We start from the raw sequence: 26,660 nt of genomic DNA, 5'->3' as shown, positions 1-26,660 counted from the left end.
TCCTAACTATATAGATTGTATTATTTTCGGTATTTTTTTGCTATAATAAATTGAATCATTTTACGGAGGAATTTTTATGTTATCAAGAGTAAATAAATTAGAAGCAGCACTTGCGCAAACGGATTGTGATGCTGTCCTTGTGACCAATCTTAAAAATATCTATTATCTGACGAGTTTTAGCGGAACTGAAGCAACTGTTTTTATCAGCAAGAATCGCCGAATTTTTCTGACCGACTCACGCTATACCTTGATTGCCAAAGGTGTGGTCAAAGGATTTGATATTATTGAAACGCGTGATGCTTTGTCAGAAATTGCGAAGATCATTGCAGATGATAAAATAAAGACTATTGGATTTGATGACGAAATTTCTTATCATTCTTTCAAAACTCTCGAAGAACTTTTTTCAGATTATAAGCTGACAGCAATGACTGCTTTCATTGAAAATTTACGCATGATCAAAGATGAAGGAGAAATTGCCACGATTCGAAAAGCTTGTCAAATTTCTGACCAAGCCTTTCTAGATGTCTTGGATTTTATCAAGCCGGGACAAACAACGGAGCTACAAGTCATGAACTTTTTAGATGCTCGCATGCGGCAACTGGGCGCATCGGGAGCCTCTTTTGACTTTATTATTGCATCAGGTTATCGCTCTGCTATGCCGCATGGAGTAGCTAGCGAGAAGGTCATTCAAACAGGTGAAACCTTGACAATGGATTTCGGTTGTTATTATAATCACTATGTTAGCGATATGACACGAACCATTCATGTTGGTCATGTGACGGATGAGGAGCGCGAGATTTACGATATTGTATTACGGAGCAACCAAGCTCTGATTGAAGCGGCGAAAGCTGGTATGAGTCGTATTGAGTTTGATCAAGTACCGCGCAAAGTGATTAACGATGCAGGTTACGGACAATATTTCACACACGGGATTGGGCATGGGATTGGTCTTGATATTCATGAGATTCCTTATTTTGGGAAATCCTCTGAGCCGATTGAAGCAGGTATGGTCTTAACAGATGAGCCAGGTATTTATTTGGACGGAAAATACGGTGTGCGGATCGAAGATGACATTCTCATCACAGAAACAGGCTGTGAGCTTTTAACGCTTGCACCGAAAGAGTTAATTGTTATTTGAGAATTGTCAATGTTTATGATAAAATAAAGAGAAATCTATTTTAAAAGAGGTAATAATAATGATTGAAGCAAGTAAGCTGAAAGCTGGTATGACGTTTGAAACAACGGACGGAAAATTGATTCGTGTCCTTGAAGCAAGCCACCATAAACCAGGTAAAGGGAATACTGTTATGCGTATGAAATTACGGGATGTACGCACAGGTTCGACTTTTGACACAACTTACCGTCCTGAAGAAAAATTTGAACAAGCAATTATTGAAACGCGCCCAGCACAATACTTATACCAAATGGATGACACAGCTTATTTCATGGATACAGAGTCATTTGAGCAATATGAAATCCCAGTAGTGAATGTAGAGCAAGAATTGAAATTTATCCTTGAAAATTCAGAAGTGAAAATTCAATTCTACGGAAGCGAAGTTATCGGTGTTACGGTTCCAACGACTGTAGAATTAGTCGTAACAGACACACAACCTTCTATTAAAGGAGCAACGGTAACAGGTTCTGGTAAGCCAGCTACTCTTGAAACAGGTCTTGTGGTCAACGTACCGGACTTTATCGAAGTTGGGCAAAAATTGATTATCAATACGCAAGAAGGAACTTACGTTTCTCGTGCATAATTTATGCTAAGAACTAGAAGTTCTTAAATTACTATCAAACTCAGACTGAGAGCCTGACAAATATTGTGCAGACTCCTTGAATGTCTTTGTGTCTTAAGAAAGGACAAGTTATGGTAACTGAACAATTAGGCGAAATCGTTATCGCACCACGTGTCTTAGAAAAAATTATTGCCATTGCAACGGCTAAAGTGGACGGTGTTTACTCTTTCGCAAATAAAAGCATGTCTGACAGTCTTGCAAAACGTTCTTTAGGACGTGGCGTCTATCTTCATACCGCCAGTGATGGCGAAGTAACTGTTGACATTTATTTATACTTAGAATACGGTGTCGGGGTGCCAGCAGTAGCTGTTGCTATTCAAAAAGCCGTTAAAAGTGCTGTTTCTGATATGGCAGAAGTTGAATTATCCGCAGTGAACATCCATGTGGCGGGTATTGTGCCTGAAAAAACACCAAAACCAGATTTAAAAGATTTGTTCGATGAGGATTTCCTCAATGACTGATGTACAACTGGAAGCAAGAAGAGAACTACGTGAACGTGCATTTCAAGCATTAATGAGTTTGGAATATGAAAAAGATATTGTAGAAGCGTGTCGTTTTGCATATCTCTATGATAAAGATATGACAAACGATTCTGATGTGGAAATTCCAGCCTTTTTATTGAACCTTGTCATGGGTGTTGAACAGTCTAAAAACGAGTTGGATGACAAGCTTAGCCAGTACCTAAAAGAAGGTTGGACTTTGGAACGTCTTACATTGATAGAAAAAAATATTCTTCGCTTGGGATTGTTTGAGATGACAGAGTTTGATACCCCTCAACTAGTCGCAATCAATGAAGCAATTGAGTTATCTAAAAAATTCTCAGATGAAAAATCGAGCAAATTTATCAATGGTATCTTGAGTAAATTTATCACAGAATAAAATTTTAAGAAGAAATGAATATAGAATTGAGAGGACGAATTTCGTTCTCTCTTTTTCAATTTTTTTCGCTGAACAGTTTCAGAAAACCTCTGAAGTGACAGGGATGCTGCTCACGAGACCCAGAAGAGATGCACTAAGATAAAAAATAGATAGAAGAAACCCAAAGTTCTCTCCTTCATGTTATCCTTAAAAGGCAAACAAGAAGAAGGAGAAGGAAATGGAGTTCAAGGAGTTATATGGCAAGGTAAGAGGAATTGTGCTGAAGTGTCGGAGGGAATACTATGTTCACCTGTGGGAGTTAAGCGATTGGGAACAAGAGGGCATGTTGGTGCTCTATCAGTTGGTGAGTCGCTATCCGCAGCTAGTAGAAGAAGAAAGTCAGCTCTATGTTTACTATAAGACCAAGTTCCGGAATCATATCCTGGACATCCTCCGTAAACAGGAAAGTCAAAAACGCAAACTTGATCGTCAAGCTTATGAAGAAGTGAGCGAGATTGGTCACAAGCTCAGCCTAAAAGAACTATATCTGGATGAATTGGTGATTCTCCGAGACCAGCTAAAGAGTTACCAAGCTCAACTGAGCCCAGAGAAACAGGAGCAGTATGAGCGCTTACTAGCTGACGAACGGTTCAAAGGCCGCCAAGCTATGATTCGAGAATTAAGAGCCTACTTAAAAGATTATAGTGATTAAACTAAGTCAGAACTTTTCCCTTTTTAAAGGTCATTTTCATTTTGCTACCTCTAAAAAATTTAATTCACTTTTTTTCATTTTCCTCTTGACATGGAACGCGTTCCAGATTGTACAATGAAGTCAAGCTAGCGAAGAAATAAGATTTGAACTCGGAGTGGAGCGCAAATCCATAAAGAAAAGGAGAGAAAAATCATGCAAACAAGAACGATTAAACGTATTTTTACTAATATGGATGGGGCGCTTTTAAATTCAAAGGGGCAAGTTTCCGAAAGGAATGCCAGACGCATTCGCAGAGCAGATATTCCGATTACGCTGGTCTCTGCGCGTGCGCCAATGGAGATGCGTGAGGCTATTGAATTGTTGGGTTTGCAAGGTCCGCAAGTGGGCTTTAATGGTGGTTTGATTTATGAGGTTGTCAATCATCAAATTCGTCCGCTGCACATCAAGATTATTTTCAAGCAGACCGCGGCAACGATTTTACAGGCGGTGCGGTAGCATTTTCAGCAGGTCAAGTCTCAGTTATTATGACTTGAATCATTGGTATTGTGATACAGTAGATGAAAGAATTTGTTACGAATACGACTTGACTCATCAGGCACCGACTCAGGTTCATGATGAAGATTGTTTTCTTTCAGCTTGTGATAATCTGTTTAAAATCATGATGATTAGCTTTGAAGAGGAAGAAATGCAAGATTTGCAGACTTATCTGAATAGTCTAGGACTAACTAGTGTTACAATTCTGCGTTCTGGTCGATTTTATTTAGAAATCACCAGCAAAGAAGTTCGAAAATCATCAGGGATTGATTACATTAGCCGGAAAGAAAATCTAAAAAAGAAGAAACAGCTGCCTTTGGTGACGGTCACAATAACATTCCGATGCTAGAAATGGTTGGTTTTCCGATTGTCATGGCCAATGCCTTTAAGGATGTGAAGGCATATGCTTTTAAAATTACCAAGAGTAACGATGAGGACGGAGTTGGTTACGGAATTCACAGGTATCTCGTCAGTTAAGTGTTGAAAATCAGAAAGGAACTCAATGACCAATATTTGAGAAATAGCGAAGTTGAGTGGCTATTCGGTGTCCAGTGTGTCGCACGTGCTCAACAATCACCCGTATGTATCAGACGAGGCACGGGAGGAAATCCTGCAAATTGTCAGAGAACTGGACTATACTCCAAATCTAGTCGCAAAAGAACTGAGTTTGGGCAATACTTATAAAGTGGGTGTAGTCATTCCTCATGTGCGTCACACTTATTTTACCAAGTTCATTAACGGTATGTTGGATCAAGCGCAGAGGAGTGCCTATAATTTGCTGCTTTTGCCGTCTCAGTATGACAAAGAACTAGAGCTTCAGTACCTGAAACAATTGCGAGGTCAGGCTTTTGATCATTTGATTTTCACCTCACGAAGCATAGATTTGGAAACCATTGCTTCCTATGCTAAGTACGGAAATATTGTCTGCTTAGAAACGGTAAATCATTCTCAACTGAGTAGTGTCTATGTGGATCGCAAACCAGCTTGCAGAGAAGCTTTTCGCTGGTTGAAGGAACTGGGTTATCAACATTTAGCCCTTATTTCACCCGTAAAGACAAACGCAGTTCCACCTATCGTATGGTCAGAGAGGCTTATGATGAAGTCTACGGATTGGAGCATGAACCGGTGATTATCGAAGGAGTTGCTATAGAAGAGGATGCTTATCAGAAAGCTTCCGAACTTTGGCAACACCTGGAGATTGACTGTATTTTTTCAAATGGGGATGACATGGCAGCAGGGTTTTTGCAGGTTTATGAGGAAGCTGGGAAACAGCTACCCTTCATTATGGGGCAAGAAAATATGCTGGCTGGACGCCTTCTGGGTCTTTCTACCATTGACAACAAATCCTATCAGCTGGGTCAGGAAAGTTTCAAGCGAGTTTTATCTGAAGAGAAAAAAACCATTGTGTTCAAATCAGAGTTTATCCAGCGATAAGAGACTTGTTGTTTTTCAAATTAGCTTACTTATTTAATAAAGAAGAAGAGTTTGGGACAAAAAGATTTCAATTTTTAAAAATCTTAATTATTAAGCCCTTCAAATCTATAATTAAATGCGACAAGCGAACAAAGCAGAATTCTGATTGCCAGAAAACTAGTTTTGTTCGCTTTTTATATTTGAGGTTGGACTTTTGTCCCATCCTCTTTTTTACTGAAATTTTTCTAAACAGAAAATATTGACAAGAAAAAGTAGACATTGTATACTTTTTGAGGGAAAAAATGAAACGAAATACGGCAGAGTTAAAAGAAAGACTGATCCAGACGGGGATTAAAGAGATTGAGAAACATGGTATCGACCAGCTATCACTGAGGACTGTCGCTAAATCCTGCGGTGTTACTCACGGCACTCCTTACCGGCATTTTGAAAGTAAAGAAAACTATTTAAAAGTCGTTTTAAAACGCCTTTCTGCTTTTCTCAACCAAGAGATCCAAAAAAAGATCGATTGGAAGGCTTATGCACGAAATCAACTGGCCCAAATGGGATTTAACTTCATCATCTTTGCGAAGGATTACCCCTATTTCTTTGAAGCCCTCTTTATTAAATTTCCTTTTAAGTATATGAAAGTCACTCAGGATACTATTTCGCTGGATTCTGATTTGCCAGGATTCGCTGCATTTAAACGGATTGTTTTAGAGCTTCGTAAGGAGGAAGGCTTTACCAACAGCGAAGCTGAAACACTGTTTCACTTTTGGAGTTTTATTTCAGGTCTTGCTGTTTTGGCGAACAGTCCCATTGGACGTGACCTTGACAACAAAGCCATCCAGACTAACATTGAGCATATGCTTGATGTCTATATAAAAGGAGAACGGTCATGAAAATCTTAATTGTTTTTACTCATCCAAACCCTCAAGGTTTTAACGGTGCTATTCTCAAGCAAGTCCAAACCAATCTTTCTGAAGCGCATTCTTGAGAAAATCTAAAATAAGTTTGGAAAACAGTCAGTGTTTTCGATAACTGCAAAGCTGCTAAATGATAGCTACAAAAGGAGGTTTATCATGGCAAAAACAATTATTCTTTATTTTTCAAAAACAGGCACGACTGAAAAAGTAGCAGAAGTCATTGCTAGTAAATTAGGTGCTGATGTCTACCAAATCGTAGAAGCTGTTCCTTATACGAATGCCGACTTGAATTGGAATAATCCAACAAGTCGCGCTAATATCGAACAAGGCGATGAAAGTGCTCGTCCTACCTATAAAGGCGAGCTACCTGACTTGACATCGTATGACCAAGTCATTATTGGCCATCCAATTTGGTGGGGACGTCCGCCACGTATTATTCAGACAGTAATGGAAAATCTGAATTTAGCTGGCAAACGGGTTGCAACTTTCGCAACTTCTGGTGGCTCTACTTATAGTGAAGCTCAAGCGGTCATTGATCAAATGGTGAAAAATAGCGCTTGAGAGCGTGTATTGTCTAACCAAACAGAAGCCACTAAATGGTTAGCGAGTATTGGATTTTAAGTGGACGCTAAGTTGGCTGTTAAAAGCAACTTACATAAATAAAATAGAAAATACATTTAATCTCTGTCAAAAAAACAGAGATTTTTTGTTTGAAAACCTTTACATTTTGTTGATAAATGTATATAATATCTACAGAAAACGTTTGCACTAGCCTAAAAATGTTTGTGCAACTAAAAAATAAAGGAGTTTTCTTTTTATGAATAAAGTTTATCGTTTACAATCTCGAACAGCTGAGAAGCGTCAGCATTTTGGAATCCGCAGATTAAAAGTAGGGGTAGCGTCTATTGCTATTTCTGCTAGTGTCTTTTTGGCGGGGAATGTCTTAGCGCAAGCAGAGGAAGCAAATAGTGTCGAAAACACATCTATTGAAACGGTGCAACCAACATCACCAACAAGTGAGCAGTCTGATGGAGTAGAAGTGACGAATCATCAAGCAGTCGTTTCGGAAAATCAAGAGCAAGCAAGCAGCTCGCTTTTGTCAACATCTAGTGTTGCCAATTCTTCACGTACAGCTTCAACTGAGGAAAGCTCATCAGAAAAACTTGACTTGACCCAAGCTCACTCCGTAAGAGAAAATACCCCAGCTTTAACGACAGATTCAAGTACGGAAGCTCAAGCAACGGAAAAGGAAACTGCACAAGCAGCAGAAGAAAAAACGGCAACGAAGCCTGTTGAGAAAGCTGCATCAGCTGCGACGCCAGCTAAAGAAGACAAAATTGAAGAGGGCAGCATTCGTCTGCATTTTAAGACACTTCCGTCGGAGAATTTAGCTAGTCTTGGCTTGTGGACCTGGGATGATGTGGAAACACCTTCCAGCCAAAAAGGTAGCTGGCCAACAGGAGCAACCAGCTTTTCAACGGCTAAAAAGGATGATTATGGCTATTATCTTGATATCAAAATGGCACAAAAACGGAGCAAGATTAGTCTCTTAATCAATAATACAGCAGGTACAAATCTAACAGGTGACAAGACGATTGAATTGCTCAGCCCGAATATGAACGAGGTCTGGTTTGACAAGGATTACAATCCTCATACCTATGAGCCTCTAAAAGAGGGCATGGTGCGAGTCAATTATTATCGGACAGACGGGAATTATGACAAGAAGTCTCTTTGGCTTTGGGGAGATGTAGGAAATCCTAGCAAAAATTGGCCTGACGGAGTGGATTTCGAAAAAACAGGCAAGTATGGTCGCTATGTAGATGTTCCTTTAAAAGATGCTGCAAAAGCAATTGGTTTTCTGCTTTTAGATGAAAGCAAATCAGGTGACGATGTAAAGATTCAACCGCAGGATTATAATCTGACAAATTTGAAGAAAAATAGTCAAATTTTCCTTCGTGATGCAGATCCAAACATTTATACGAATCCTTATTTTGTTAATGATATTCGTATGACAGGAGCCCAGCATGTCAGCTTGACAGAGATTGAAGCAACTTTTTCAACTCTTGAAAATGCCAAAAAAGAAGATATTTTAAAAAATCTAAAAATTACAGACAAGGATAGTAAAGAAGTGGTTGTGAAAGACATTGTGCTTGATCCCAAAACAAAGAAAGCAAAAATCATAGGAGACTTTGGACAAGCGCAAGCTCCTTATACGGTAAAGTATGGCAACGACCAATTTAAAACCAGTATGAATTGGCAGTTGAAGGACAGTCTCTACAAATATGATGGTGAATTGGGTGCGCGTGTTAGCCAAAAAGGCACGAAAGTGGATGTTACCTTTTGGTCACCAAGTGCGGATCAGGTAGATTTGGTTGTTTATGATAAAAATGATCAGAACAAAGTAGTTGGTAAGGTAGCGATGACAAAAGGAGAAGCTGGTACTTGGAAGACAACATTGACATCGCAAACAAATCTAGGAATTAAGGATTATCGCGGTTATTTTTATCATTATGAAATTACGCGCGGTGATAAAAAAGTACTAGCTTTGGATCCATATGCCAAATCTTTGGCAGCTTGGAACAGCGAAGATGCCGAAAAAGGTGAGTCTTACAAGATTGCAAAGGCAGCCTTTGTTGACCCAAGTGAGCTTGGTCCGAAAAATCTGGCCTATGCGAACATTCCAGGCTTCAAGAGTCGGGGGGATGCAGTTATCTACGAAACGCACGTCCGTGATTTTACTTCTGACGCAGCTATTTCTAAGGATTTGAAGTCTCAATTTGGAACATTCTCAGCTTTCGTTGAAAAATTGGACTATTTAAAAGAACTTGGGGTTACTCATATTCAGTTACTGCCGGTTTTAAGTTATTATTTTGTCAATGAATTAAAAAATGCCGAGAGATTGGACAAGTATGCTTCTAGCAATAGCAACTACAATTGGGGTTATGATCCACAAAACTACTTCTCCTTGACAGGAATGTATTCAACCAATCCGACAGATCCAGCTAAGCGTATTGAAGAATTTAAAAATCTTGTTCATGAAATTCACAAGCGCGGAATGGGTGTGATTATGGATGTGGTTTATAATCACACGGCAAAGACCTCTATTTTTGAAGATTTAGAGCCGAATTACTATCACTTTATGGATGCAGACGGCACTCCTAGAACTAGTTTTGGTGGCGGACGTTTGGGAACGACGCACTACATGAGCCGTCGTGTTTTGGTGGATTCTATCAAATATTTGACGAGCGAATACAAAATGGATGGCTTCCGTTTTGATATGATGGGAGATCACGATGCAGAATCCATTCAAAAAGCGTATGAGGAGGCTAAAAAGCTCAATCCAAATCTGGTGATGCTAGGTGAGGGGTGGAAGACTTACGCTGGAGATGAAAATAAACCAGTCCAACCAGCGGATCAATCTTGGATGAAATCTACCGATACAGTCGGTGTATTCTCAGATGATATTCGAAATACCTTGAAATCTGGTTATCCGAACGAAGGAGCACCTGCCTTTATCACAGGTGGAAAACGCAATGTCGAAGATGTTTTCAAAAACATCAAAGCACAACCAACGAATTTTGAAGCAGATGATCCGGGAGATGTGATTCAGTACATTGCTGCGCATGATAATCTGACCCTCTTTGATGTGATTGCTCAATCCATTAAAAAAGATCCAGCTATCGCAGCGAACAATAAAGAAATTCACCGTCGCCTGCGTTTGGGCAATCTAATGGTCCTTACTTCTCAAGGTACGCCATTCCTTCACTCTGGGCAAGAATACGGACGAACCAAGCAATTCCGTGACCCAGCTTATAAATATACGGTTTCAGAAGACAAAGTACCAAATAAATCACACCTGCTGACCAATGCGGACGGAACACCATTTGAATATCCTTACTTTATCCACGACTCTTATGATTCGAGCGATGCGGTCAATCATTTTGACTGGATAAAGGCAACAAACGGTGACAAATTCCCTGAAAATACGAAGAGCCGCGACTATGTGAAAGGGCTGATTGCTTTGCGGAAGTCAACAGATGCCTTTACACGCAAGACCAAAGCCGAAGTCGATCAAAATGTTACTTTAATCACTCAGCCGGGTAAAGACGGGGTTGAAAAAGAGGATACAGTTCTTGGCTACCAAGTTGTGGCTTCAAATGGAGACATTTACGCTGTCTTTGTTAATGCGGATAACAAGGAGCGGAAGTTTAACTTTGGCGAAGCCTACAAGCATTTGGCAAATGCTCAAGTCGTAGCAGACGGTAATATCGCAGGGGTAACGGCTATTTCAAATCCAGCTGGTGTGACCTTAGGAGCAGATGGGGTTACCTTAGCACCATTGACAGCGACGATTTTACGCATTCAAAAAAATAGCAAACCAAATCAAGAAAAACCAAAAGAAGAACAAAATCAAACCAAGCCTTCTACGCCGAAAGGAGAGTCTGGTCAAACAACGACTTCGTCAACACAGTCAAATACTTCAGCTAGTCAGACGCAGCAACAGCAAGCAGGAGCTGGAAAAGCAGATAAGACTTTACCGTCCACAGGGACGACAATTTCCATTGCTGGCGTGCTAGCAGGAATTGGCTTGTTGTTATCAAGTGTAGTTGTCCTTAAGAAAAAGAAATAAAGATTGAAGGTTCATGAGCTGTAGGGATTCTAAGCTCCTTACAGCTCATTATTTTAGATGAACTTGTTAACTGTCTTTTGCAAATCTATTTTTCTCCTACATTTAGACAGATATCTTGAAATGTCTTTATGAAAACGCTATAATTTTGATAGATTAATATTAGGAGGATTGGTTTTATGAAATCATCTAAAGCCACAATCACAATTTTCTCTGTTCTTGCTTCAGTTATTTTATTGACCAGCTGTGGAACGAAGACGACAGACAATAAGGCTGCGCAAAGTAACACATCTGACAGTAAAGTCACCATGACTTATGACCAATTGCGGTCAAGGGAAAATACCATGTCCACTCTTTGGTATCAAAAGTCAGATGAAGCTAAAGCGCTGTACCTGCAAGGTTATAATGTTGCAACAAATCGTTTGAAAGAATTGCTGCAAAAACCGACAGATAAGCCTTACTCAATCGTTCTTGACTTAGATGAAACAGTATTAGACAACAGTCCTTATCAAGTTCAAAATGTCAAAGACGGTACGGCCTTTAATCCTAAAAATTGGGATGCATGGGTGAAAAAGGCTTCAGCTAAGGCGGTTCCTGGTGCCAAAGAATTTCTCCAGTATGCACATCAAAACGGTGTTCAAATCTACTATGTTTCTGACCGTGATGCGAGTCAGGTAGATGCGACAATTAAGAATTTGGAAAAAGAAGGCATTCCAGTACAAGGGAAAGACCATTTGATGTTCTTAGAAAAAGGTGTGAAATCAAAAGAAGGTCGCCGTCAGAAAGTACAAGAAACGACGAATTTGGCCATGCTTTTAGGTGATAACCTCGTTGACTTTGCGGATTTCTCAAAAACATCAGCAGAAGAACGAAGTAAGAAATTAGAAGAATTAAAGAACGAATTCGGTGAAAAGTTCATCATCTTCCCAAATCCAATGTACGGTTCATGGGAAAGCACTGTTTATAAAGGTAAAAAATTAGATGCGAAAGGCCAAACTGAAGAACGTCAAAAAGCATTAGAAGGATATAAAAAATAAAAGGGAAAACAGACTCAATGTCAACTGTAGTGGGTAACCTATCGCTAAGTGCGAGAGAGAATCAGATTGGTTCTCTCTTTTTTGATGTTCAAAGCGATGAGAATTTTCGTTTTAAAATTGTCAAAGTTCCAGAAACCAAAAGCTTAGCATTTGACGTCCTTGATGAGATGATTGTTTTATATTAAAAACAATGAGGGATATTCCTTATTTATTTTTTAATCGAAAATTCATTTGTTTTATGGTAAAATAGTTTCATTACAATACGAGGAAAAAAGATGTCATCTACGTTTGAAATTTTAATGAATCAAATTGATATGCCACTTGATATGAGACAATCAAGTGCCTTTTTACATGCAGAAATTGAGCAAGTTTTAGTGCATACCGTCAGTCATGTTTGGGAATTTCAGTTTGCTTTTGGAGAAATTTTACCCATTGAGTTGTTTCAAGAATTAAAAAAACGTTTAAATGAAGAATTTTCTAAGACGGGCAACCAAGCTATTTTTGAAATTAAGGCTGCCAATCAAGATTTTACAGAGGAGCTGTTGCAGGCTTATTACAAAGAGGCTTTTACAGAAGGACCTTGTGCCAGTCAAGGCTTTCGTAGTATGTACCAACAGCTACAGGTGCATGCGGACGGCGATCAGCTCTGGATTGAGGGGCCATCCAGTATTGATACGGAGCATTTTCGGAAAACCCATTTGCCAAATTTAGCCAAGCAATTGGTGAAGTTTGGCTTTCCGCATTTTCACTGTCGGGTCAAAGCAAGTGACGCCTTAACTCAGCAACAAGTTGAGACTTTCCAAGCTGAAAAAGAAAAGATTGTGCAAGCGGCTAATGACGAGGCGCTAAAAGCTATCGAAGCACTGCAACAAATGGCACCGCCACCAGCTGAGGAAAAACCAAACTATTCTGATTTTCAAGCACGAAAATCGGCTGCTCGACCAAAGCTGGACAAGGCAGAGATTACGCAGATGATTGACATCCAGACCGAGGAAAATCGCATTGTCTTTGAAGGTATGGTCTTTGATCTTGAGCAAAAAGTTACCCGCACAGGGCGTGTGCTGATTAACTTTAAGATGACTGATTATACTTCTAGTTTTGCCCTTCAGAAGTGGTTTAAAAACGAAGAAGAAGCCAAAAAATTTGACATCATTAGGAAAAATTCTTGGTTGCGTGTGCGTGGCAATATTGAAATGAATAACTTCACGCATGACTTGACCATGAATGTCCAAGATGTGCAAGAAGTGACACATTATGAGCGGAAAGACTTGATGCCAGAAGGTGAGAAACGGATTGAATTTCACGCGCACACCAACATGTCAACCATGGATGCTCTGCCAGAAGTGGAGGAGTTGATTGCGACAGCTGCTAAATGGGGGCATAAGGCAGTTGCGATTACTGACCACGGCAATGTGCAGAGTTTTCCGCATGGCTATAAAGCTGCTAAAAAAGCTGGTATTCAGCTGATTTATGGCATGGAAGCTAATATCGTGGAAGACCGAGTTCCTATTACCTATAACGAAGTGGATATGGAACTCAAGGAAGCCACTTATGTTGTCTTTGACGTGGAAACTACCGGTTTGTCTGCTATTTACAATGACTTGATCCAAGTAGCGGCAAGTAAGATGTACAAGGGGAATGTCATTGCTGAGTTTGACGAGTTTATCAATCCAGGTCATCCTTTGAGTGCCTTTACGACAGATTTGACGGGGATTACAGACGAGCATGTCAAAAATGCGAAGCCACTCGAGCAGGTCTTGCAAGAATTTCAAGACTTCTGTCAAGATACGGTGCTCGTTGCCCACAATGCTACCTTTGATGTGGGATTTATGAATGTCAATTATGAACGGCATGGGTTGCCACAGATCACGCAACCAGTCATTGATACCTTGGAGTTTGCCCGTAATCTCTACCCAGAATACAAGCGCCACGGTTTGGGACCATTGACTAAGCGTTTCCAAATATCGCTTGATCATCATCACATGGCTAATTATGACGCGGAAGCGACAGGACGCCTACTCTTTATTTTCATTAACGATGCGGCGGAAAAACGAGGTGTCACCAATCTTCAAAAGCTAAACACAGATTTGGTGGATGAAAACTCCTATAAAAAAGCGCGGGTCAAACACGCTACAATTTATGTAAAAAATCAAACGGGTTTGAAGAATATTTTTAAATTAGTCAGTTTGTCTAATACAAAGTATTTTGAAGGCGTACCACGGATTCCGCGAACGGTTTTGGATGCGCACCGAGAAGGCTTGATTTTAGGAACGGCCTGCTCGGAAGGAGAAGTGTTTGACGCGGTTGTTTCGCAAGGCGTCGATGCTGCAGTGGAAGTCGCAAAATACTACGATTTTATTGAAATCATGCCTCCAGCAATTTATGCACCGTTGATTGCCAAAGAGCAGGTTAAGGATGTCGAAGAGCTTCACACCATTATCAAAAATTTGATTGAAGTGGGAAATCGATTAGACAAGCCTGTTCTTGCTACAGGTGATGTGCATTATATCGAGCCTGAAGAAGAAATTTATCGAGAAATTATCGTCCGCAGTCTAGGGCAAGGAGCGATGATTAACCGTACCATTGGACATGGCGAAAATGCTCAACCAGCTCCACTTCCAAAAGCGCATTTCCGCACAACCAATGAAATGTTGGATGAGTTTGCCTTCTTAGGTGAAGAATTAGCTCGGCAGGTGGTTATTGATAATCCAAATCAATTGGCAGCAACCTTTGAACCGATTGAGGTGGTGAAAGGTGACCTTTATACACCATTTATTGACAAATCAGAGGAAAAAGTCGCTGAGATGACTTATGCCAAAGCTTTTGAAATTTATGGAAATCCGCTGCCGGATATTGTAGACCGACGAATTGAGCGGGAATTATCCTCCATTTTGGGGAATGGATTTGCCGTGATTTATCTGGCTTCACAAATGTTGGTACAGCGCTCAAATGAACGCGGTTATTTGGTGGGTTCACGTGGTTCGGTCGGCTCTAGTTTTGTGGCGACCATGATTGGGATTACTGAGGTAAACCCTTTATCTCCTCACTATGTTTGTGGCAAATGCCAGTATTCAGAATTTATTACGGACGGTTCTTACGGTTCAGGCTTTGATATGCCAGATAAAGATTGTCCGCATTGTGGGCATAAGTTGAGTAAAAATGGACAGGATATTCCTTTTGAAACCTTCCTTGGTTTTGACGGTGATAAGGTACCTGATATTGACTTGAACTTTTCTGGTGAAGATCAACCGAGTGCCCACTTGGATGTTCGAGACATTTTTGGTGAAGAATATGCCTTTCGTGCTGGTACGGTTGGTACAGTCGCTGCCAAAACAGCGTATGGATTTGTGAAAGGTTATGAGCGGGATTATAATAAATTTTATCGTGATGCAGAAGTAGAACGATTAGCGCAAGGTGCAGCAGGTGTCAAACGAACGACTGGACAGCACCCAGGAGGAATCGTCGTTATTCCAAATTACATGGATGTTTATGATTTTACGCCGGTTCAATACCCAGCAGATGACTTGACTGCTGAATGGCAAACAACTCACTTTAACTTCCATGATATTGATGAAAATGTCTTAAAACTAGATGTACTCGGTCATGATGACCCGACCATGATTCGGAAATTGCAGGATTTATCAGGCATTGACCCAAATGAAATCCCAATGGATGACCAAGAAGTTATGGCTCTCTTTTCTGGAACAGATGTTCTCGGAGTGACACAAGAGCAAATAGGTACGCCGACCGGTATGCTGGGGATTCCTGAGTTTGGAACCAACTTCGTGCGGGGCATGGTGGATGAAACTCATCCAACGACCTTCGCGGAATTGCTCCAATTGTCAGGTTTGTCTCACGGTACCGATGTATGGCTAGGCAATGCACAAGATTTGATTAAGCAGGGAATTGCTGATTTGTCTACTGTTATCGGTTGTCGGGACGACATTATGGTCTATCTGATGCACAAGGGCTTAGAGCCTAAAATGTCCTTTACCATTATGGAACGGGTGCGGAAAGGCATGTGGCTCAAAATTTCTGATGAGGAAAGAAATGGCTACATCGCTGCTATGAAGGAAAATAATGTGCCTGAGTGGTACATTGAATCTTGTGGAAAGATTAAGTACATGTTTCCCAAAGCTCACGCAGCTGCCTACGTAATGATGGCCCTGCGGGTAGCCTACTTCAAGGTGCATCATCCGATTTATTACTACTGTGCGTATTTCTCTATCCGTGCCAAAGCCTTTGACATCAAAGTCATGAGTAGTGGATTAGATGCAGTGAAGCACAAGATGAACGAAATCTCTGAAAAACGCAAAAATAATGAAGCTTCTAATGTTGAAATTGACCTTTATACAACTCTAGAAATCGTCAATGAAATGCTGGAAAGAGGTTTCAAATTTGGCAAACTCAATCTGTATAAGAGTGATGCGACAGAATTTCTTATTGACGGAGATAGCTTAATTCCTCCATTTTCTGCTATGGATGGTTTGGGAGACAACGTTGCAAAACAATTGGTTAAAGCGCGTGCAGAAGGAGAATTTCTTTCAAAAACCGAATTGCGCAAGCGTGGCGGCTTGTCCACTACTCTAGTCGATAAAATGGATGAAATGGGGATTCTAGGCAATATGCCAGAAGACAATCAGCTCAGTCTCTTTGATGATTTATTCTAAAACTTCTTCTTTTGATGAAAGACAGGAATTTCATCAACGGCAGCTGCCACTAAACTAGAATTTTTGCTTATTCATTTGCGAAATATGATTGATTTTGCAATCTTTCATGGTAATGATTTATTGCGAGTAGCTAGCTGTTTTTTGAAAGGTTCTGCCTCAAAATTACTACTTGTAAAATTTTTTACAAAATTTATAGATTCTTGTTGTTCTTTGTAAGCTATTTACAAATAGAAAGGATACATTATGAAGTTAATGATTTCAGCTGAAGATAAAAAATCCCAAAGAGATTTTCATTATGCGCTTGAATTTTCTGGAAAGACTGTTCTTGCTTCGGTAGTATTGGTCAGTTTGGCTGTGCTAGCAAGTCGTGCCTGTTCTTTCAAAAAGAAGAAGGGCTGCTGTTTGCATAAAAATAGTGCAAAAGTGAGAATAATAAAATAATCAGGAAGGATAACTAAATGATTGGGAGTATGTTTGTCGGCTTCATTATTGGTCTAATTGCAGCAGCAATCACTAATCGTGGAGAACGAATGGGCTGTATTGGCAAGATCTTGCTAGGTTGGTTTGGAGCCTGGCTTGGGCAAATGCTCTTTGGTAACTGGGGACCTCATCTGTCAGATACAGCGATTATTCCATCTGTGTTGGGAGCGATTATTCTTTTAGCTATTTTCTGGGAAAGGGGAAGCTGACTTCTAAAAATAGGATTGAGACCGATACTTACGATTGCTAGTGTAGTCGCCCACAAAGGAATTAAAATTCGAAAATGTTAATCTCAGCTTTCTTATTTCAAGGCTTCGGTACAAAATGTTCTGTATAGTCTCGTCCCACAAGGCGACTTAACTGTTTTCCTTACTGTTGAGGTAGTGAATGTAGAAAACGAAATTTCCATCAAAAGTGCTCTTTAGCGAATGAAGATGAGACTTGCTTCACAGGTTCTATTTATCACCTCAAAACGGTGCTTTGTTTTGTGCGATAGCAGTTGCGTTAAAATTGCTTGTCATCATAAAGGAGTGCGTCTGAGACAGATTCACACGATAACTACAAAAAAGAACAACCTTGATTTTCTGTTTATCAGAAGCCAAAGTTGTTCTTTTTATTTGTATTCTTGAGTTATAGTGCTTTTATAAAGAAATTTTAATTGGGAATGCTGTTATATCAGAGATTCCCTTTTATTTATTATTCAATCACTAACATGCCTTCTTTGATCGCGAAAGGATCTTTTTCGTTGATGCGGTCGTAAAACATAATGCCGTTGGTGTGGTCAATCTCGTGTTGAACCACGATTGAGTTGTATCCTTTGAGTTTGATACGGTGTTTTTCACCTTCTTTGTCAAAATATTCAACAGTGACACGCGCATGGCGCACGACATAGCCAGGTACTTCGCGGTCAACTGACAAGCAGCCCTCCCCTTCAGCTAGTGCAGCATCTTGAACAGAATGTGCCACTACTTTAGCGTTGTACATAACCGTTTGCAAAGCATAGGCTTCCTTTGGTGGATTGCCCTCTTTATCTGGCAGGTTTGGTACCAATACAGCAATAATCCGCTTTGACAGATCTAGCTGAGGTGCAGCTAGACCAACGCCACCACGAAGTCCCATTTTTTCAGCAGTTGCAGGGTCTTGTGAATTTCTCAAAAATTGGAGCATTTTTTCACCCAAGATAACTTCTTGCTCTGTAAGTGGAAAGGTGACATCCTTAGCGACTGCCCGAAGCGTTGGATTTCCTTCGCGAATGATGTCATTCATATCAATCAAGTGAGCTGGTTTTGTTAATTTTTCAATAACAGACATGTTTTCTCCTTCGTTCTAAAAATGGATTTCTATTCCAAATTAAATTCTTTGTATATGATAAATATAACACAAAATAAAGGAGAAAGAAAGAAATCGAAATAGCGTGTAATGAATATGTGGAGAAAACACGAAATAAATTAGTAAAAAATTAGTCTATTTTGCTTGATATTTTTAGCAAAAATATGTATGATGTTTAGTTGGATACCTAAAATATTATTAGTAACAAAATAAATTACTTTTTAGGAGGGACAAAAAATTGAAAATTCTACTATTTGGAAATAGGGGATATGTAACCAAAAAGTTTATACAAGAAGCTTTTCCAAAGGATACGGTTTATCTTTTGGGAGAAACAGATTTAAAAAGTTCAAAAAAATTAAAATTGACAGTTTTTCCGAAAACAAAAGAAACCATTTTAGTAGAAGTTTTAAGAACCTATCAATTTGACCAAATTCGGCTCTTTGTCAACTGTAGTGGGTTAATGAAAAGCTAAGATTGAGAGAGGACGAGATTCGTTCTCTCTTTTTTGATGTTCAAAGCGATGAGAATGCGTTTCTTAAAGTTGTCAAAGTTGCTGAATCCAAAAGCGTTGCGCTTGATGACCTTGATGAGATTGTTAGTTGCTTCCAGCTTGGCGTTGTAAGGTAGTTCTAGAGCGTTGATAATCTTGTCTCTGTCCTTCAGGAAAGTCCGAAAGACTGTCTGAAAAATCGGGTGAACATCAGAAATAACCTCCTCAATCAGATCGAAGAAATGATCAGCTTGCTTTTCCTGAAAGTGAAAGAGCAGAAGTTGGTAAAGCTCATAGTGTTGTCGAAGTTGGTCTGAATAGCTGAGCAGTTTATGAAGAATCTCCTGATTGGTTAAATGAGCCCGAAAAGCTGGTCTGTAAAAACGCTTATGGCTAAGCTTGCGGCTATCCTGTTGAAGGAGCTTCCAGTAGCGTTTGAGGGCTCGGTATTCCTGAGATTTTCGGTCGAATTGGTTCATGATTTGAATGCGGACGCGGTTCATAGCCCGGCAGAGGTGCTGGATCATGTGAAAACGATCCAGAACGATTTGGGCATGCGGAAAAAGCTGCTTGGCCAGCTGATAGTAAGGACTGAACATATCCATAGTAATCACTTTGACCCTCCTACGAACCTGTCTAGGATAGCGTAGAAAATGATTTCGAATGACCGCTTGGGTTCTGCCGTCCAGGATGGTCAGGACCTCATTGGTATTAAAATCCTGAGCGATAAAGCTCATCTTCCCTTTCTTGAAGCTATACTCATCCCAGCTCATAATCTCTGGCAGTATCTGCCAGTTGGTTTCAAATTTGAATTCCTTGAGCTTGCGAATGACGGTTGAAGTTGAGATAGAGAGCCTGTGGGCAATATCAGTCATGGCTTGTTTCTCACTCAGTAATTGAGCGATTTTTTGTTTGACTGCGGCGGCAATCTGGTGATTTTTCTGGACGAGGGAGGTTTTGGCGACAGCCATTTTTCCACAGTTCTTACAGCGAAAGCGATGCTTTTTGAGTCGGATAAGAGTTTTGTATCCCGCTGTTTCCAGATAAGGGATTTTAGAAGGTTTCTGGAAGTCGTATTTGGTCATCTGTCCCTTGCAGGCAGGGCATGGAGGGGCATCGTAGTCAAGGCGGGCCATAATTTCTTTGTGAGTACCGCCATCAAAAAGATTGTCTATTTTGATATTTTGGTCTTTAATTCCAAGAAGTTTTGTGATAAAACCGAGTTGTTCCATATGAGTCTTTCTAATGAGTTGTCTAAACGCTTTTCATTATAGGTCATAGGGGACTTTTTGTATACACAAAAATAACTCCATAATCTCTGCGGTGGTGTTACCCACTACAGAAATTATAGAGCTTATAAAGTTTCCCCTTAAGTTGATATAAAAATAGCAACTTAGGGGGTGTTTGCTTTAACTTTGTGGATTATCAGATTGCGTCTTTTCATAAAAAACTGTATGATAGGGATAGTGTGATTTTAGAAAGAAGATAAGATGAAAAGATTCATGGAGAAAGCTAGTATTCTGGCTTTATCATTTGTGTTAACAACGGCATTTTCAATTTCCAGCGCCTTACCAGCAATGTCTCAGTTTTATAAGAATTATTCCTCTAGTCAAGTAGAGTTATTAGTCTCCTTGCCGTCCATTGGGATTATGTCTTTGCTGATTTTTAATAGTGTTTTAGAGCGTTTTTTATCTGAGCGACAAATGATTATACTAGGGCTATTGTTATTTTCTCTTTGTGGCCTCATCCCATTTTTCAATCAAGCTTATGGTCTCGTTTTTGCTTCGCGATTTATTTTTGGTTTAGGGCTAGGGATGATGAACCCTCGAGCAATTGCGATTATTAGTGAGCGATTCCAAGGGAGAGAGCGTGTGCAGATGTTGGGCTACCGTGGGTCAGCAGAAGTTGTTGGGATGGCTTTGTTGACTTTAGCGGTCGGGCAACTCTTGCGTTTTGGTTGGACAACTACTTTTCTGGTTTATACAGTTGGCTTTATTGTTTTAGCATTGTATCTTTTGTTTGTTCCTTATGAAAAAAGCAAAGTCGATAAACATAAGTATCTCAAGTCTGCTCAAAAAATGACCACAAAACAAGTGCGTTTAAGCATATTGTTGGCTTTTATAGCTGGAATGATTGTATGTACCAATGTCGCTATCAATTTACGTATTCCAAGTCTTGTCTTACAGAATAAAATGGGAAGTGCTGAAACAGCGAGCTTGATTCTCAGCTGTATGCAGCTTATCGGGATTTTAGCTGGTGTTAGCTTTGCTAGTCTAGTGAGTTTACTGAAAAATCGCTTATTGACAGTAACGGGAATTGTTTTTGGTTTCAGTCAAGTGATGATTGGCTTTTCGAGCCACATTTGGTTCTTAAGTTTAAGTGCTCTGTTGGCTGGTTTTGCTTATAGCGTATCTCTAACAGCTGTATTTCATATTGTATCAGAGAAAATTCCTGCCCATTTGGTCAATCGCGCAACAGCGATTGTTGTCTTGGGTTGCAGTAGTGGTGCTTCGGTGTCAACATTCGTCCTATCCTTGATTGGAATCATTTCTTCTGTTCCAACCTTTATTTTTAGTGTATTAGGAGTTCTCATGATAGCAGTATCCATTTTAGCTGTTTTTGTCACTCATCAACAAAATGAGGAAAAAGATGCGATTAGATAAGTTTTTAGTAGAAATGGGCTTTGGCTCACAAACAGAAGTCAAGCAACTATTGAAAAAGAAGCAAGTTTTGGTGAATGGAAAAATAGAAACATCTGCGAAAGTGCAAATAGATGAAAATCAGGACGAAATTTCGGTCAATAACCGAGTTCTAGTCTATGAAAGATTTGTCTATTATCTTTTAAATAAACCCAAAGGTGTCATTTCTGCTACTGAAGATGATAAGCATCGAACGGTTTTGGATTTGCTGGATGAAAATGCACGTCAGAAAGAAGTCTTTCCAGTTGGACGGCTCGATATTGATACTCATGGTCTTTTGTTATTAACCAATAATGGAGCTTTGGCTCACGCTATGCTGTCTCCTAAAAAGCATGTAGCAAAAGTTTACCGTGCAAAGGTAGATGGGATTATGACTGAAAAAGATGCAGAGCGTTTTGAAGCAGGGATAGAGCTCAAAGACTTTACCTGTCAGCCTGCAAAACTGACCATATTAGAAGTGAATGAAGAGCAGCAAACTTCTCTGGTGGAGATTATAATTTCTGAAGGAAAATTTCACCAAGTGAAGTGAATGGTTCAGGCTTGCGGAAAAACGGTAACAGATTTGGAACGCCTTTCTATGGGACCGCTTATGCTGGATGAGCGTTTGGAATTAGGGGCTTTCCGTCGTTTGACAAAAGAAGAATTAGAAAAACTCACTATTTTTGGTGTAGAACTCTAAGTCGGAATGTCCCATTTGACAAAACCTTTCCTTCTTGGTAGAATAAGGATGTCGTTAAAGACAAATAACTTTTTCTTGGTATTAGGTGGGCCAAGCCTAACACTCGGATGAAGCGTAAAGAAAAGGAGTCTATCATGGCAATCTCAAAAGAGAAAAAAAATGAAATCATTGCACAATATGCACGTCACGAAGGTGATACAGGTTCAGTTGAAGTACAAGTAGCTGTTCTTACTTGGGAAATCAATCACCTCAACGAACACATCAAGGTACACAAAAAAGACCACGCTACTTACCGTGGTTTGATGAAAAAAATCGGTCGCCGTCGTAACCTTCTTGCCTACTTGCGTAAGAACGATGTTAACCGTTACCGTGAATTGATCAACTCACTCGGACTTCGTCGTTAATTTAAGATACAAAGACCGTTAAGAAAGCAAGAAGAAAATAGGAGATTGCCGCAGTGTGCAATGCACACCAGAAAATCTATCTTTTTTTCGCCGCTTTTAGGTCGTGTTCAGTTGAGCATATCTTGTCATACATAAGGCTTCTCTGTTATAGGGAGGTCTTTTGTATTTAAAACGGTCTGCTACGTTGTTAGCTCGTCTTGATATACCCAAGTATAATCTGCGACTTGCTGTCTAGTAACAGAGCCGTTTTAAATTACAAGATAAATCCTGATGCTAAAGGCATAAAAATCCGTATGAAAATAGAGAAATAACGCAGTGTTCGATGAACACAATAAGTTTCATCTTTTTCACTAGGATTTAGCCCGAGCTCCAATTAGCACTCTCGCTTTGAGGGTGCTTTTTCAAACTCTCAATACTTTTAGGTCATGTTTAGTTAAATATATGCAAACAAAAGACCATTCCTTGCTGTTAATGGAACGGATCCAACTGATATCAGTCAGGACCGCTTTATCATTACACAAAGTATTTCCAATCATCCAGATGTTTTTTATCGAGTACAATAGAGAGTCTTGATTGACTCCTTTTATTTTCTCTATATCTAGCTTATAATATAATGTTTATGAATAAAAATCGATAAAATTATTTTATTTGAATAAATATTAGAATTTCTCTTGACATAAGCATTTTCATACAGTAGAATGTATAAAAATAAAAAAATATGAAGAAGGAAGAGGTAATCGTATGGTCAAGGAAAAAGTAATTTTAGCATATTCGGGTGGTTTGGATACATCTGTCGCCATTACCTGGCTGAGCAAGGACTATGATGTCATCGCGGTCTGTATGGATGTAGGAGAAGGCAATGATCTGGATTTTATTCATGACAAGGCCCTCAAGGTCGGCGCTATCGAATCCCACGTCATTGATGTCAAGGATGAATTTGCGGAAGACTATGTCTTGGTTGCCCTGCAAGGACACACTTTCTACGAACAAAAATACCCTCTGGTGTCCGCCCTTAGCCGACCGCTCATCTCCAAGAAACTAGTCGAAATTGCCCATCAGACTGGAGCAACCACCATTGCCCACGGCTGTACCGGCAAGGGCAATGACCAGGTCCGCTTTGAAGTGGCTATCGCTTCGCTAGACCCCCAGATCAAGGTCATCGCACCCGTCCGAGAGTGGAAGTGGTCTCGGGAAGAAGAAATCACCTATGCTAAGGAAAATGGAGTGCCTATTCCAGCTGATCTGGACAGTCCCTACTCAGTGGACCAAAATCTCTGGGGCCGGGCTAATGAATGTGGTGTGCTGGAAAATCCTTGGAACATCGCCCCGGAAGATGCCTACGACCTGACAGTGGCTCCAGAAGATGCTCCTGACAGTCCAGAATTTGTTGAGATTGACTTTAAGGCAGGAGTGCCAGTCGCCCTCAACGGTCAGGCCTTTAAGCTGGCAGACTTGATCTTGGAGCTCAATGACCTGGCAGGCAAGCACGGGGTCGGCCGAATCGACCATGTGGAGAACCGTCTGGTCGGTATCAAGTCCCGAGAAGTCTACGAGTGTCCGGGAGCTGTGACTCTGCTGGCTGCCCATAAGGAAATCGAAGATCTGACCATGGTCCGAGAGCTGGCTCACTTTAAGCCCTTGATCGAGCAGGAGCTCTCCCAGTTCATCTACAATGGACTCTGGTTCAATCCAGCGACAGAAGCCCTGATCGCCTATCTCAAATCAACCCAGCAGCTGGTCAATGGGACGGCAAAGGTCAAGCTCTATAAGGGCTCTGCCACCGTCGTGGCCCGCAAGTCGGACAATTCCCTCTATGATGAAAGCCTGGCCACCTATACCAGTGCGGATACCTTTGACCAGGACGCGGCTATCGGCTTTATCAAGCTCTGGGGCCTGCCATCCAAGGTGCATGCCGAAGTCCAGGCCCACAAGCAAGACTAGAATGGGAGGCAGCTATGGCAAATCACAAATTATGGGGCGGCCGTTTTGAGGCTTCTTTGGAAGGCTGGGTAGAGGAATTTGGAGCCAGTATCGGCTTTGACTACCGCCTGGCCCCCTATGATCTCAAGGGCAGTCTGGCCCATGTCCAGATGCTGGGAGAGACCGGGATTATTGACGCAGACGAAGCCCAGACCATCCAGGCCGGCCTGACCCAGCTCTTGGAGGAATACGAGGCGGGACAGATCAGCTTTGATGTGATTAATGAAGACATCCATATGAACATGGAGGCCCTGCTGACCGAAAAAATCGGTCCAGTGGCCGGCAAACTCCATACAGCCCGCTCTCGTAATGACCAGGTGGCGACTGACATGCACCTCTACCTCAAGGACCAGCTCCAGCAGATCGGAGGCAAGCTCCTCCATCTGCGCCAGGTCCTGCTGGACTTGGCCGAGGAGCATGTGGAGACGGTCATGCCAGGCTATACCCACCTGCAGCATGCCCAGCCTATTAGCTTCGCCCATCATCTCCTGGCTTACTATCATATGTTCAGCCGGGACAGCCAGCGCCTGGCCTTTAATCTCCAGCATACGGACCTGTCTCCCCTGGGAGCAGCGGCCTTGGCCGGCACGACCTTTCCTATCAATCGGGAGCGGACAGCTGAGCTCATGGGCTTTGAGGGCATCTATCATAATTCCCTGGATGCGGTCAGCGACCGAGACTTTATCCTGGAATTTCTGTCCAACAGCAGTATTCTCATCATGCACCTGTCCCGGTTCTGTGAGGAGCTGATCAACTGGTGCAGCTATGAATACGGCTTTGTCAGCCTGTCGGATACCTTCAGCACCGGCTCCTCCATCATGCCGCAAAAGAAAAATCCCGATATGGCTGAGCTGATTCGGGGGAAGAGCGGCCGAGTCTACGGTCATCTTATCAGCCTTTTGACAGTCATGAAATCCCTGCCCTTGGCCTATAATAAAGATCTGCAGGAGGACAAGGAGGGCATGTTTGACACGGTAGATACCATCCAGAAGTCTCTGGATATCATGGCGGGTATGCTGGCCAGTATGACAGTCAACAGCCAGCGCATGCTGGCATCCACCCAGCAGGACTTCTCCAATGCGACCGAGCTGGCAGACTATCTGGCCAAGAAAGGCTTACCTTTCCGAGAAGCCCATGAGGTCGTTGGCAAATTGGTCCTGGAATGCAGCAAGTCCGACATCTATCTGCAGGACATCCCACTAGAACGCTATCAAGAAGTATCTGTCTTAATCGAGCCAGATATCTATCAGGCTCTGGAATCCCATATAGCTGTCCAAAGACGAAACTCCCTAGGTGGTACAGGATTTGAGCAAATCCGTCTGGAGCTGGACAGAGCCAGACAAGAACTCCAGTCATAAATCAAACAGGAAGGGATATTATCAAATTATCATTAGAGTCATAAGCAAGATGATTATCGCAAAAAGGCTTGGAATCAAGTTGATTTGCTCCCTGTCAAGTGGACAATGAAATCATAAAAGATTAGGCAACGGCCTTGTTCCTCATTTCAAGAGGGCAAGGCTGTTGTTGCACTCTTGAAAACGTTCATGATTGTAAAAATGGATGTAGTCATCAATATCAGTGACTAACTCCTTAAAGGTCTTGTACTTCTTCAAATCGTAGCACCCGTTCTTCAAATCTTGTCTTATGTCTCTCTTTCATACGTGATATTTCTTTATTAGTAGCTTTTAAATTTTTACCACCAGTATATTGGTTTATCTAACGTTTAAGAATACTTTTATCAGAAATATGATACTTTTCGATAATGTTATCCAGACTTCCTAAACCGTTGAGATAGTCTAAGACAGTCTGTTCTTTCAGCTTTTGATTGTGTTTCTTCCAAGTTCGACTTACTAGACCATCAATTCCATCTTGTTTGTATTTACGCATCCAATGATAGAACCTCATACTTCCTATCTAGACAAGCTATTGACTCCCCTTGTTCTAGATACAGCAGGACAACCTCCAATTTCTCTTCGACTGATTTTGGACTTCTTTTGGACATAGGAAAACGCCCCTCTAGTTTTTAGTG

22 protein-coding genes and 7 pseudogenes are annotated in these 26,660 nt (G+C 41.0%); 25 read left to right on the top strand and 4 right to left on the bottom strand.

All coding sequences use genetic code 11. The features are described 5' to 3' along the window. Nucleotides 1-76 precede the first annotated feature (76 nt). The 18 genes and pseudogenes from EHW89_RS07655 (at nucleotide 77) to EHW89_RS07580 (ending at nucleotide 17,259) form a co-directional block, all read left to right on the top strand. Complete coding sequence (locus EHW89_RS07655; RefSeq protein ID WP_126467669.1) at nucleotides 77-1,138, top strand: M24 family metallopeptidase; 1,062 nt, start codon at nucleotides 77-79, stop codon at nucleotides 1,136-1,138. A 58-nt stretch (nucleotides 1,139-1,196) separates the two neighbouring features. After that, nucleotides 1,197-1,757, top strand: a complete 561-nt coding sequence (efp, locus tag EHW89_RS07650; protein ID WP_126467666.1) for an elongation factor P — start codon at nucleotides 1,197-1,199, stop codon at nucleotides 1,755-1,757. A gap of 110 nt (nucleotides 1,758-1,867) precedes the next feature. After that, nucleotides 1,868-2,257 carry an Asp23/Gls24 family envelope stress response protein gene (locus tag EHW89_RS07645; protein ID WP_006269324.1) on the top strand — a complete coding sequence of 130 codons (390 nt, stop codon included), beginning with the start codon at nucleotides 1,868-1,870 and terminating at the stop codon, nucleotides 2,255-2,257. Beyond that, nucleotides 2,250-2,675: a transcription antitermination factor NusB gene (gene nusB, locus EHW89_RS07640; protein WP_162614546.1), complete on the top strand. Its 426-nt coding sequence runs from the start codon at nucleotides 2,250-2,252 to the stop codon at nucleotides 2,673-2,675. The genes EHW89_RS07645 and nusB overlap by 8 nt, the downstream gene beginning before the upstream one ends. Nucleotides 2,676-2,892: 217 nt before the next feature. Next, complete coding sequence (locus EHW89_RS07635; RefSeq protein ID WP_126467662.1) at nucleotides 2,893-3,366, top strand: sigma-70 RNA polymerase sigma factor region 4 domain-containing protein; 474 nt, start codon at nucleotides 2,893-2,895, stop codon at nucleotides 3,364-3,366. 192 nt (nucleotides 3,367-3,558) lie between these two features. After that, nucleotides 3,559-4,377: pseudogene (locus EHW89_RS07630) on the top strand (Cof-type HAD-IIB family hydrolase). An 85-nt stretch (nucleotides 4,378-4,462) separates the two neighbouring features. Next, nucleotides 4,463-5,029, top strand: coding sequence for a LacI family DNA-binding transcriptional regulator (locus EHW89_RS09545; RefSeq protein ID WP_264371266.1), 567 nt, complete (start codon nucleotides 4,463-4,465; stop codon nucleotides 5,027-5,029). Beyond that, complete coding sequence (locus tag EHW89_RS09540; RefSeq protein WP_226997571.1) at nucleotides 5,026-5,334, top strand: type 1 periplasmic-binding domain-containing protein; 309 nt, start codon at nucleotides 5,026-5,028, stop codon at nucleotides 5,332-5,334. Before EHW89_RS09545 ends, EHW89_RS09540 begins: the two co-directional genes overlap by 4 nt. A gap of 281 nt (nucleotides 5,335-5,615) precedes the next feature. Beyond that, on the top strand, nucleotides 5,616-6,212 hold the full coding sequence (locus tag EHW89_RS07620; RefSeq protein ID WP_126467660.1) for a TetR/AcrR family transcriptional regulator: 597 nt from the start codon (nucleotides 5,616-5,618) through the stop codon (nucleotides 6,210-6,212). Beyond that, nucleotides 6,209-6,304, top strand: a pseudogene (locus EHW89_RS07615) (NAD(P)H-dependent oxidoreductase); the annotation flags it as partial. The gene EHW89_RS07620 and the pseudogene EHW89_RS07615, both read left to right, overlap by 4 nt. Before the next feature lie 88 nt (nucleotides 6,305-6,392). After that, a complete protein-coding gene (locus EHW89_RS07610) occupies nucleotides 6,393-6,797 on the top strand; it encodes a flavodoxin (protein WP_126467658.1) in 405 nt (134 codons plus the stop codon). A 256-nt stretch (nucleotides 6,798-7,053) separates the two neighbouring features. After that, nucleotides 7,054-7,183 (top strand): annotated as a pseudogene (locus EHW89_RS09685) (YSIRK-type signal peptide-containing protein); the annotation flags it as partial. Between the two features lie 383 nt (nucleotides 7,184-7,566). Beyond that, nucleotides 7,567-10,866 (top strand): annotated as a pseudogene (locus EHW89_RS07605) (pullulanase); the annotation flags it as partial. Nucleotides 10,867-11,042: 176 nt separating this feature from the next. Beyond that, complete coding sequence (locus EHW89_RS07600; protein WP_126467654.1) at nucleotides 11,043-11,900, top strand: 5'-nucleotidase, lipoprotein e(P4) family; 858 nt, start codon at nucleotides 11,043-11,045, stop codon at nucleotides 11,898-11,900. Between the two features lie 17 nt (nucleotides 11,901-11,917). Continuing rightward, on the top strand, nucleotides 11,918-12,085 hold the full coding sequence (locus tag EHW89_RS09680) for a hypothetical protein (RefSeq protein ID WP_162614545.1): 168 nt from the start codon (nucleotides 11,918-11,920) through the stop codon (nucleotides 12,083-12,085). 90 nt (nucleotides 12,086-12,175) lie between these two features. Beyond that, nucleotides 12,176-16,570 carry a PolC-type DNA polymerase III gene (locus EHW89_RS07590; protein ID WP_126467653.1) on the top strand — a complete coding sequence of 1,465 codons (4,395 nt, stop codon included), beginning with the start codon at nucleotides 12,176-12,178 and terminating at the stop codon, nucleotides 16,568-16,570. 243 nt (nucleotides 16,571-16,813) lie between these two features. Beyond that, entirely contained in the window at nucleotides 16,814-17,011 is a 198-nt protein-coding gene (locus EHW89_RS07585) for a hypothetical protein (protein WP_126467651.1), read from the top strand. 17 nt (nucleotides 17,012-17,028) lie between these two features. Then, nucleotides 17,029-17,259 carry a GlsB/YeaQ/YmgE family stress response membrane protein gene (locus EHW89_RS07580; protein WP_003039588.1) on the top strand — a complete coding sequence of 77 codons (231 nt, stop codon included), beginning with the start codon at nucleotides 17,029-17,031 and terminating at the stop codon, nucleotides 17,257-17,259. Between the two features lie 487 nt (nucleotides 17,260-17,746). Here EHW89_RS07580 and def read toward each other — a convergent pair whose 3' ends face one another. After that, complete coding sequence (gene def / locus EHW89_RS07575; RefSeq protein ID WP_003030927.1) at nucleotides 17,747-18,361, bottom strand: peptide deformylase; 615 nt, start codon at nucleotides 18,359-18,361, stop codon at nucleotides 17,747-17,749. Between the two features lie 256 nt (nucleotides 18,362-18,617). Between def and EHW89_RS07570 the strand changes: the two genes are divergently transcribed. Next, complete coding sequence (locus tag EHW89_RS07570) at nucleotides 18,618-18,851, top strand: hypothetical protein (RefSeq protein WP_049507815.1); 234 nt, start codon at nucleotides 18,618-18,620, stop codon at nucleotides 18,849-18,851. Here the strand turns inward: EHW89_RS07570 and EHW89_RS07565 are convergent. Further along, nucleotides 18,848-20,101 (bottom strand): ISL3 family transposase, encoded by a 1,254-nt coding sequence (locus tag EHW89_RS07565; RefSeq protein WP_126467649.1) that lies wholly within the window; start codon nucleotides 20,099-20,101, stop codon nucleotides 18,848-18,850. The genes EHW89_RS07570 and EHW89_RS07565 overlap by 4 nt on opposite strands. Nucleotides 20,102-20,359: 258 nt before the next feature. Between EHW89_RS07565 and EHW89_RS07560 the strand changes: the two genes are divergently transcribed. The 6 genes and pseudogenes from EHW89_RS07560 to argH all read left to right on the top strand — a co-directional run bounded on the left by EHW89_RS07560 (nucleotide 20,360) and on the right by argH (nucleotide 25,989). Beyond that, the gene (locus EHW89_RS07560; protein ID WP_003030895.1) at nucleotides 20,360-21,532 is read left to right on the top strand and encodes an MFS transporter; all 1,173 of its coding nucleotides are present in this window, start codon (nucleotides 20,360-20,362) and stop codon (nucleotides 21,530-21,532) included. Beyond that, nucleotides 21,519-22,247: pseudogene (locus tag EHW89_RS07555) on the top strand (pseudouridine synthase). The gene EHW89_RS07560 and the pseudogene EHW89_RS07555 overlap by 14 nt, the downstream one beginning before the upstream one ends. Before the next feature lie 134 nt (nucleotides 22,248-22,381). Then, nucleotides 22,382-22,651 carry a 30S ribosomal protein S15 gene (gene rpsO / locus EHW89_RS07550; protein ID WP_003026255.1) on the top strand — a complete coding sequence of 90 codons (270 nt, stop codon included), beginning with the start codon at nucleotides 22,382-22,384 and terminating at the stop codon, nucleotides 22,649-22,651. A 467-nt stretch (nucleotides 22,652-23,118) separates the two neighbouring features. Beyond that, nucleotides 23,119-23,214: pseudogene (locus EHW89_RS09695) on the top strand (DUF6287 domain-containing protein); the annotation flags it as partial. A gap of 178 nt (nucleotides 23,215-23,392) precedes the next feature. Beyond that, the gene (locus EHW89_RS07545; RefSeq protein ID WP_126467647.1) at nucleotides 23,393-24,592 is read left to right on the top strand and encodes an argininosuccinate synthase; all 1,200 of its coding nucleotides are present in this window, start codon (nucleotides 23,393-23,395) and stop codon (nucleotides 24,590-24,592) included. A gap of 14 nt (nucleotides 24,593-24,606) precedes the next feature. After that, on the top strand, nucleotides 24,607-25,989 hold the full coding sequence (gene argH / locus EHW89_RS07540; RefSeq protein ID WP_126467645.1) for an argininosuccinate lyase: 1,383 nt from the start codon (nucleotides 24,607-24,609) through the stop codon (nucleotides 25,987-25,989). A 121-nt stretch (nucleotides 25,990-26,110) separates the two neighbouring features. Here the strand turns inward: argH and EHW89_RS09675 are convergent. Continuing rightward, nucleotides 26,111-26,262: pseudogene (locus EHW89_RS09675) on the bottom strand (IS3 family transposase); the annotation flags it as partial. Nucleotides 26,263-26,347: 85 nt separating this feature from the next. Then, complete coding sequence (locus tag EHW89_RS09375) at nucleotides 26,348-26,518, bottom strand: hypothetical protein (RefSeq protein ID WP_162614543.1); 171 nt, start codon at nucleotides 26,516-26,518, stop codon at nucleotides 26,348-26,350. Nucleotides 26,519-26,660: the final 142 nt, after the last annotated feature.

The organism is Streptococcus periodonticum (assembly GCF_003963555.1).
Taxonomy (GTDB): domain Bacteria; phylum Bacillota; class Bacilli; order Lactobacillales; family Streptococcaceae; genus Streptococcus; species Streptococcus anginosus.
Note: the sequence above shows the minus strand (reverse complement) of the source record. Positions and strands in the feature narration are given on the sequence as shown.

What these genes read in the sequence shown, in the direction of transcription:
- EHW89_RS07580 (WP_003039588.1), top strand. Translation starts at nt 17,029, where the DNA reads ATGATTGGGAGTATGTTTGTCGGCTTCATTATTGGTCTAATTGCAGCA.
- EHW89_RS07610 (WP_126467658.1), top strand. Translation starts at nt 6,393, where the DNA reads ATGGCAAAAACAATTATTCTTTATTTTTCAAAAACAGGCACGACTGAA.
- EHW89_RS09375 (WP_162614543.1), bottom strand. Translation starts at nt 26,518, where the DNA reads ATGCGTAAATACAAACAAGATGGAATTGATGGTCTAGTAAGTCGAACT.
- def (WP_003030927.1), bottom strand. Translation starts at nt 18,361, where the DNA reads ATGTCTGTTATTGAAAAATTAACAAAACCAGCTCACTTGATTGATATG.
- EHW89_RS07545 (WP_126467647.1), top strand. Translation starts at nt 23,393, where the DNA reads ATGGTCAAGGAAAAAGTAATTTTAGCATATTCGGGTGGTTTGGATACA.
- argH (WP_126467645.1), top strand. Translation starts at nt 24,607, where the DNA reads ATGGCAAATCACAAATTATGGGGCGGCCGTTTTGAGGCTTCTTTGGAA.
- EHW89_RS07635 (WP_126467662.1), top strand. Translation starts at nt 2,893, where the DNA reads ATGGAGTTCAAGGAGTTATATGGCAAGGTAAGAGGAATTGTGCTGAAG.
- rpsO (WP_003026255.1), top strand. Translation starts at nt 22,382, where the DNA reads ATGGCAATCTCAAAAGAGAAAAAAAATGAAATCATTGCACAATATGCA.
- EHW89_RS07655 (WP_126467669.1), top strand. Translation starts at nt 77, where the DNA reads ATGTTATCAAGAGTAAATAAATTAGAAGCAGCACTTGCGCAAACGGAT.
- efp (WP_126467666.1), top strand. Translation starts at nt 1,197, where the DNA reads ATGATTGAAGCAAGTAAGCTGAAAGCTGGTATGACGTTTGAAACAACG.
- EHW89_RS07585 (WP_126467651.1), top strand. Translation starts at nt 16,814, where the DNA reads ATGAAGTTAATGATTTCAGCTGAAGATAAAAAATCCCAAAGAGATTTT.
- EHW89_RS07560 (WP_003030895.1), top strand. Translation starts at nt 20,360, where the DNA reads ATGAAAAGATTCATGGAGAAAGCTAGTATTCTGGCTTTATCATTTGTG.
- nusB (WP_162614546.1), top strand. Translation starts at nt 2,250, where the DNA reads ATGACTGATGTACAACTGGAAGCAAGAAGAGAACTACGTGAACGTGCA.
- EHW89_RS07645 (WP_006269324.1), top strand. Translation starts at nt 1,868, where the DNA reads ATGGTAACTGAACAATTAGGCGAAATCGTTATCGCACCACGTGTCTTA.
- EHW89_RS09680 (WP_162614545.1), top strand. Translation starts at nt 11,918, where the DNA reads ATGTCAACTGTAGTGGGTAACCTATCGCTAAGTGCGAGAGAGAATCAG.
- EHW89_RS07620 (WP_126467660.1), top strand. Translation starts at nt 5,616, where the DNA reads ATGAAACGAAATACGGCAGAGTTAAAAGAAAGACTGATCCAGACGGGG.
- EHW89_RS07565 (WP_126467649.1), bottom strand. Translation starts at nt 20,101, where the DNA reads ATGGAACAACTCGGTTTTATCACAAAACTTCTTGGAATTAAAGACCAA.
- EHW89_RS07600 (WP_126467654.1), top strand. Translation starts at nt 11,043, where the DNA reads ATGAAATCATCTAAAGCCACAATCACAATTTTCTCTGTTCTTGCTTCA.
- EHW89_RS07590 (WP_126467653.1), top strand. Translation starts at nt 12,176, where the DNA reads ATGTCATCTACGTTTGAAATTTTAATGAATCAAATTGATATGCCACTT.